This window comes from Methylobacterium sp. D53M (assembly GCF_053345625.1).
Window position 1 is genome coordinate 136,445 of record NZ_JBKFAL010000016.1, and the last position, 6,000, is coordinate 142,444.

At 69.0% G+C, this 6,000-nt stretch carries 10 protein-coding genes and 1 pseudogene; 10 read left to right on the top strand and 1 reads right to left on the bottom strand.

The genetic code is table 11. From position 1 onward, the window contains the following. Nucleotides 1-2 precede the first annotated feature (2 nt). The 9 genes from ACLBYG_RS21095 to ACLBYG_RS21135 are packed head-to-tail and all read left to right on the top strand — an operon-like array spanning nucleotide 3 to nucleotide 3,739. Entirely contained in the window at nucleotides 3-638 is a 636-nt protein-coding gene (locus tag ACLBYG_RS21095; protein WP_447682732.1) for a hypothetical protein, read from the top strand. Continuing rightward, nucleotides 635-1,306 carry a hypothetical protein gene (locus ACLBYG_RS21100; protein ID WP_447682733.1) on the top strand — a complete coding sequence of 224 codons (672 nt, stop codon included), beginning with the start codon at nucleotides 635-637 and terminating at the stop codon, nucleotides 1,304-1,306. The genes ACLBYG_RS21095 and ACLBYG_RS21100 overlap by 4 nt, the downstream gene beginning before the upstream one ends. Continuing rightward, entirely contained in the window at nucleotides 1,299-1,634 is a 336-nt protein-coding gene (locus ACLBYG_RS21105; protein WP_447682734.1) for a hypothetical protein, read from the top strand. The genes ACLBYG_RS21100 and ACLBYG_RS21105 overlap by 8 nt, the downstream gene beginning before the upstream one ends. Beyond that, entirely contained in the window at nucleotides 1,631-1,912 is a 282-nt protein-coding gene (locus tag ACLBYG_RS21110) for a hypothetical protein (RefSeq protein ID WP_447682735.1), read from the top strand. The genes ACLBYG_RS21105 and ACLBYG_RS21110 overlap by 4 nt, the downstream gene beginning before the upstream one ends. Beyond that, nucleotides 1,912-2,196: a hypothetical protein gene (locus tag ACLBYG_RS21115; protein ID WP_447682736.1), complete on the top strand. Its 285-nt coding sequence runs from the start codon at nucleotides 1,912-1,914 to the stop codon at nucleotides 2,194-2,196. The genes ACLBYG_RS21110 and ACLBYG_RS21115 overlap by 1 nt, the downstream gene beginning before the upstream one ends. Further along, nucleotides 2,193-2,546 carry a hypothetical protein gene (locus tag ACLBYG_RS21120; RefSeq protein WP_447682737.1) on the top strand — a complete coding sequence of 118 codons (354 nt, stop codon included), beginning with the start codon at nucleotides 2,193-2,195 and terminating at the stop codon, nucleotides 2,544-2,546. Before ACLBYG_RS21115 ends, ACLBYG_RS21120 begins: the two co-directional genes overlap by 4 nt. Continuing rightward, on the top strand, nucleotides 2,543-3,028 hold the full coding sequence (locus ACLBYG_RS21125; protein WP_447682738.1) for a hypothetical protein: 486 nt from the start codon (nucleotides 2,543-2,545) through the stop codon (nucleotides 3,026-3,028). Before ACLBYG_RS21120 ends, ACLBYG_RS21125 begins: the two co-directional genes overlap by 4 nt. Further along, complete coding sequence (locus tag ACLBYG_RS21130) at nucleotides 3,025-3,507, top strand: hypothetical protein (protein ID WP_447682739.1); 483 nt, start codon at nucleotides 3,025-3,027, stop codon at nucleotides 3,505-3,507. The genes ACLBYG_RS21125 and ACLBYG_RS21130 overlap by 4 nt, the downstream gene beginning before the upstream one ends. Then, nucleotides 3,497-3,739, top strand: coding sequence for a helix-turn-helix domain-containing protein (locus ACLBYG_RS21135; protein ID WP_447682740.1), 243 nt, complete (start codon nucleotides 3,497-3,499; stop codon nucleotides 3,737-3,739). Before ACLBYG_RS21130 ends, ACLBYG_RS21135 begins: the two co-directional genes overlap by 11 nt. On the opposite strand, the gene ACLBYG_RS21140 is transcribed toward ACLBYG_RS21135, so the two are convergent. After that, the gene (locus tag ACLBYG_RS21140; protein ID WP_447682741.1) at nucleotides 3,661-4,887 is read right to left on the bottom strand and encodes a tyrosine-type recombinase/integrase; all 1,227 of its coding nucleotides are present in this window, start codon (nucleotides 4,885-4,887) and stop codon (nucleotides 3,661-3,663) included. The two genes, ACLBYG_RS21135 and ACLBYG_RS21140, sit on opposite strands and share 79 nt — an antisense overlap. 756 nt (nucleotides 4,888-5,643) lie before the next feature. Here ACLBYG_RS21140 and ACLBYG_RS21145 point away from each other — a divergent pair. Continuing rightward, nucleotides 5,644-6,000 (top strand): annotated as a pseudogene (locus tag ACLBYG_RS21145) (transposase); the annotation flags it as partial.

The following is a 6,000-nucleotide window of genomic DNA, read 5'->3' on the forward strand; positions in this document are numbered from 1 at the left end:
CTATGGCCGAGTCCAGCACCATCACGCGCGAGATGATCGAGGCCGGCGCGCGGGCCCTGTACCTGAAGGATCGCGGTGTTCCCGACGACGCCTGGGGGCGCGACCTTCCCGAGAGCACCATGGAGCTGTGGCGCGGGTACGCCCGCGTCGCGCTGACGGCTTCTGCGGCGGCGATGTTCGGCTTGAAGCGCCGCCCGCATTACAGCAGCGCGGCGCTCGGCCTCGACGGTATGGGCGCGAACCTGCGCCTGTCCGACGGCTCGCTGGAGCTCGTCTTCAAGGATGAGGAGCTGGACCTCATCAACGAAGAGGGGCGAGACCTCTACGTGGCGCGCCTCGCGGGCTCGGAGGTCCTCGCGCTCCGGCAGTGGCTGATCGACTTCCTGCCGGCGTCCGAGGCCGAGTTCCGGCCGGCGGAAGTGGCGCCGGTCCTGGATGCCATCAACGTGCCAGCGCCCGGCACCGAGGAGCGGCACTTCTGGCTGGAGGCGGCCGAGCAGCACGGCTTCGTGCCGCCCGATGAGTGCTTCGCGGGCTGGGGTGCCTCTGAGGACAAGGTCCTCAAGCTCATGGCCGCGTCCCGTGAGCAGGGGCGGAAGGACGTGCTCGACGCCCTCGCGACGGGAGGCGCCCGGTGAGCTACCACGTCTTCTTCAGCTTCTCGACCGGCCTGAAGGCGCCGATCACCGTCCCTGCAGGGACCAAGGCCTCTATCGCGCGGCACGTTGCGGAGGTCGAGGAAACTCCGGAGCTCAAGCGGACCCGCTACAAGGATAACCCGGTCCATTGGGAGAGCCGCGGAAGATTCGACGGCATCGACGACGAGACCCTCTGCGAGGCCGTCATCGAGCACAACAGGTGGGTCCGCCGGCTTTATGAGCTCACCGCCGAATGGTCTCGTGAGCCACCAACAGGGCAGACCGAGACGATCACGCCCGAAGAGGCTTCCGAGTTTTGGCATGCTCTTGAGCAGTTATCGGTCGAGCCGACCCGATGGACACGTGAGTATTACCGTGAGCGTATGGAGCATCTCTATGAGGTGATGCGCGGGCGTGAAGATCAGGGTGTGACGTTCGACGAGCGCGCGCTGACACCCAAGCAGGCCGGCGCGGTAATCCGGCTATTCAGCCTCTATCTCGACACCAGCGACATCAGGCTTGAGGTGCCGAAAGGCTCGGACAAGCTTGCTTCGTCGGACGACGGTGAGTACGACTGGTGCTCGCGCTGCGGCGCCGTCTGGCCTGACGATGCCGACGCTTGTAGCCGGCGTAAGTGCCCGATCCGAGAGGAGAGGGCCGATGGCTGACCGGCGCATCTACCCCGACGACGCGGCCGAGCGGCTGAAGCGGCGTGCTGGCCAGCCCTACCGGCCGAGCAACGGCACCGAGGGCGAGTACTTCGCGGCGGTCTGGTGCTCCGGCTGCTCGCGCCGCCACGGCTTCGCTGGCCAGGGCTGCATGATCTTCGTCGCCTCCATGGCGCACAGCATCGGCGAGCCCGGCTACCCGGAGGAGTGGCAGTACGGCGCCGACGGCCAGCCCGGATGCACGGGCTTCCGCGACGCCACCGTGCGAGCTCGGGTCGCGCGCTGCGGCCGGACCGCTGACCTGTTCGGCGAGGAGGCGCGGTCATGACGCCAGCCCAGAAGCAAGCCCTCCAGCACCTCCACCACCGCGGCGGCGAGGGCGCGATCGACCGGCACGGTTCCGTCGTGGCCGGCGGCGTCCGGCTTCAGTTCCTGGCCGACACGTGGCTGCGGCTGATGACGACGGGCCACGTCGAGCCGCGCGGGCCGATGCGGCTCGGTCTGACTGACCTCGGGCGCGAGGCCGCGGCGCCCGATCCCGTGAAGCTGCCCGGCGGCGGCGGCTTCAGCGGCGGCCACGTGCCCGCACATCCAGGAGCAGAGTGATGCACATCGGACGCGTGGCGGGCGCGACCCGCAACCTCGGAGCGCCGCGGGACTGGGACCCGGCGAAGGACGGCATCTGCGGCGGCCTGCCGATCCGCGACGAGCCGCACAGCCCGGGCGTGAACCGGATGGTCTCGGCTTGGCTGCCGACGCCGGAGGAGATCGCGCTCATCGCGGCCGGCGCGCCGATCTACCTGGGCGTGCTCGGCATCGAGCATCCGCCCGTCCAACTGTTCGTCGGCACACCGCCGGCCGACGCGCTCGACATCGCGGGGGCGGCATGACGAAGCGCGCCCCGAAGCCCCTGCCGCCGCCTACCGACGACGAGCGCCGCCGCGCCGGTGAAGCGGCGCAAGCCCTGCGCGCGGTCATCGCCGACCCGTCGACCATGGGCGCGAAGAGCACCGCGCACGTCGACCTGGTGCGCCCGCGCCGCGGCGAATGGTGGGAGAGTTGGGCGAACCTGCCCGGCTTCCACCGGATCAACGGGAAGCGCGGCCGCTACATCCACGCCCTGCTGCCGGGCTGGAGCTACACCCAGCGCGAGATCCGCGCCGAGATGATCCCGGACCTTGAGGCGCTGGCAGAGCGCGGCGAGCGGCCGACCGAGGACACGAGCGGGAGGGCAGCATGAGCGCCGAGATCCTCGTCGTCTCCGGACTGACGATCACCCTTCTCACGATCGCGCTCATCGCCGCCTCGGTCGGCAACCTGCGCGCCAACCGCCGCACGCGCCGCCTGATGACCTCCTACGATGGCGCGCTGTCCGCCAAGGACGAGCAGATCGCCGCCTACGAGCGACTGATCGCGACGCAGAAGACGCTCATCGAGGAGCAGCGGGTCGCGATCGGTCTGCGCGAGGAGCACGCCGCACTGCGCGCGGACGGCGCGACCAGGTGGCGCCGCACCGGCATGGCGACGGTGCAGATGGGCGGCGGACGCGGCGAGAGCCAATGGTTCCGGCCATCCGACGGCTGCCTGCGTATGTACCCGGCCGGGTTCGACCCCAACACGGGCGAGACCGGGCCCGTCATCATCCGGGGCGATCACGCCATCTGGCTGTGCCCTGGCGACACCCTCGTTCCAGACGAGCAGTCGGAGGCGAGCCAGCTATGAGCCGCCGCTACGCCGCCGACACGTCGGTTCCGATGGACCGCAGCATCTCCGAGATCCGGACGACCGTCCGGCGCTACGGCGCCAGCGAGTTCGCGCACATGGAGAGCGACACGCAGGCCGCGATCCACTTCACCATGCGCGGCCGGCGGATCCTCTTCCGGCTCGCGATGCCGGATCCGAAGGCAGCCGAGTTCGTGCTGACCGAGACCGGCAAGGTGCGGTCAGCCAGCGTCGCCGAGGCCGCGTGGGAGCAGGCCTGCCGGTCGCGCTGGCGGGCGCTCGCCCTGGTCATCAAGGCGAAGCTGGAGGCCGTCGAGGTCGGCATCGTGGTGTTCGAGGACGAGTTCCTCGCCAACACGGTGCCGCCCGGCGCGAGCGTCACCTTCGGCGAGGCCGTGCGCGAGGACATGCGGCTCGCCCACCAGAAGAAGGAGCTCACCCCGTTGCTGCCGTACCTTGGAGGGGGCGATGCCGGCTGAAGCACAACGCCGCCGCGGCATGGTCCTCGTGCCGCTGGCCTACCGGATCGAGGACGCGGCAGCCGCCATCGGCATCGGCCGGTCGACGCTGTTCGAGTACATCAAGGACGGGCGGATCCCGTCGCGGAAGATCGGCAACAGCACGGTGATCCGTCACTGCGACCTGGAGGCCTTCCTCGACGCCGCGCCGCTCTCGGCCGCGACGAAGGACGCCCAGAGGTCCATGAGCTGACGGCGCTTCTCCAGAGCGTCCCCGCGGCGATAGGCGAGCTCGACCTCGTCTCCGACCAGATGGGCGAGCGCCGCCTCAATGACCTCGCGCGGGAAGTCGGTCTCGTCGCCGGCCCAGTCGCGGAAGCTGGATCGGAATCCGTGGGTCGTGATGCCCTCGACCTTGGCCCGCCGGTACAGCGCCTCGAACACCATGTCGGAGAGCATCCCGCCCTTCGTGTTGGCGAAGACGAAGTCCTCACGGCCGATCGCGGCGAGGCGCGGGGCGAGCAGTTCGAGCGCGGCGCGCGGCAGCGGCACACGGTGCGCCCGGCCAGCCTTCATCCGCTCCGCCGGCACCGTCCAGACCGCGGCTTCCATGTCGACCTCGCTCGCCCGCATCCCGCGGACCTCGCCGGATCGCGCCGCCGTCAGGATGATGAACTCCAGCGCCCGCGCGGAATCGGCGACGCGAGCGCGTAACGCGGCGACGAACGCCGGCACCTCGGCATAGGGCAGGGCGGGGTGGTGGCCACGGGACAGCTTGCCGGCCTTCGGGAGCGTGTGCTCGAGGTGACCCCGCCAGCGTGCCGGGTTCTCCCCCTCGCGGTGGCCCTCGACCTTCGCCGCGTCGAGGATGCGCTCGATGCGGCCGCGGACCCGGCTCGCCGTCTCGGGCTTCTCCCGCCAGATCGGACGCAGGGCTGCGAGCACCTCCGTCGTGCCGATGTCCGACACTGGCATGTCCCAGAGGCCCGCCGCATAGGTGGTCAGGGTGTTCCGCCATTGCTGGCGATGCTTGGCGTTGCGCCATTCCCCGGCGCGCGCATCCATGAAGTCGTCTGCGACCTTGGCGAAGGTCGGCGCGATCGGCGCGGGGGCCGGTTCGGGCGCGGGCGCCGCAGTCTGCCGAGCCTCGACGGGGTCGAGCCCCTGCGCGGCCATCTGCCGGGCCCGACCGGCCTGCTCCCTGGCTTGGGCCAGCGATACGGTGCGCAGCGGTCCGAGCCCCATCTCGCGGCGCCGGCCGGCGAGGCGGTAGAGGTAAACCCAGCGCTTCCCACCACCCTCGTCGACCACGAGGTAGAGACCATCGCCGTCGGCGTGGCGGCCGGGTTCGGTGAGCGTCTGGACCGTCCGCGCCGACAGTCGGTTGATCGCCCGCGCCATCTACCCCACCATTTACCCCACCAACCCCACCAGGATCGGGGCGGACCACGTCGGACCGGCTCGGACCGATCCGCCTAGATCGGCCGGTAAGCGGCGGCGAGGCAAGAGGGTTTCGCGGACGGGGCCGGACGGATCCGGACCACAGTGGACTTGGGTAGGGCGGACCCCCTCTCCGCCACTTACTTGAATTAAATCATTGATTTAACTGAGTCTTCTGGCGGGGTTGCAGTAGGCAGCCCACGTTGCGCCCCACATTTCGAAACGGCTTGTACCGGATGTAGATGGACGATGTGCCCTCGCGCGCGCGTGGGCGAACTCGTTGCTCGCTCTCATCACCAAGGCCGATTTCTTCGAGAGTCATTCTTAGCGCAGCCGGGGCGAGGACCCATGCGGAAGCGGTCATGCTCGCTGCCGGACACATGACTATAGAGGTTGGGAGTTCAGATCCGCTCACCGACAGTTAGCTTGAGAGGGCACGTCGCATCCCCGATGACCGGCTCGATCTTGCCCCAGAAGAACGCCGAGTACTGCTCCGTGCGATCGGCCGGGCCGGTGTAGCCAAGTTGGTCAGAGGCCGACCTCGGCGAATTTTGGCTCGCGACTGCCGATGGTACGCTGATAGGCGAGCGCGAGATGCTCGCCGAGCGCGTCGGCCAGTATCTTCTCACATCGAGTATGGGTGGTGTCTCGTGACGTGACCGGCTGGCTTTGGACCGGGCTGATTGAGAGGATCAGCCAGGACCGAAGGAGGCGGACATGCGGCGAGGTCAGAAGACGAACGCGGAGCAGGTTGTGCTGAAGCTGCGCCAGATCGAGGTGCAGACAGCCCAGGGTAAGAGTTTAGCCCTTGCATGTAGAGAGGCGGAGATCTCCGAGCAGAGCTACTACCGCTGGCGCAAGGAGTACGGTGGCCTCCAAGTCGATCAAGCCAAGAAGATGAAGGATTTGGAGCGTGAGAACGCTCGGTTGCGCCGGCTCGTCGCCGATCTCTCTTTGGAGAAGCAGGTGCTGGCGGACGTCGCCTCGGGAAACTTGTAGCCCCCGAGCGACGCCGGCAGGCGGTCGACGGGATCCGGGAGAAGTACGGCCTCTCGGAACGTCACGCCTGCCGGT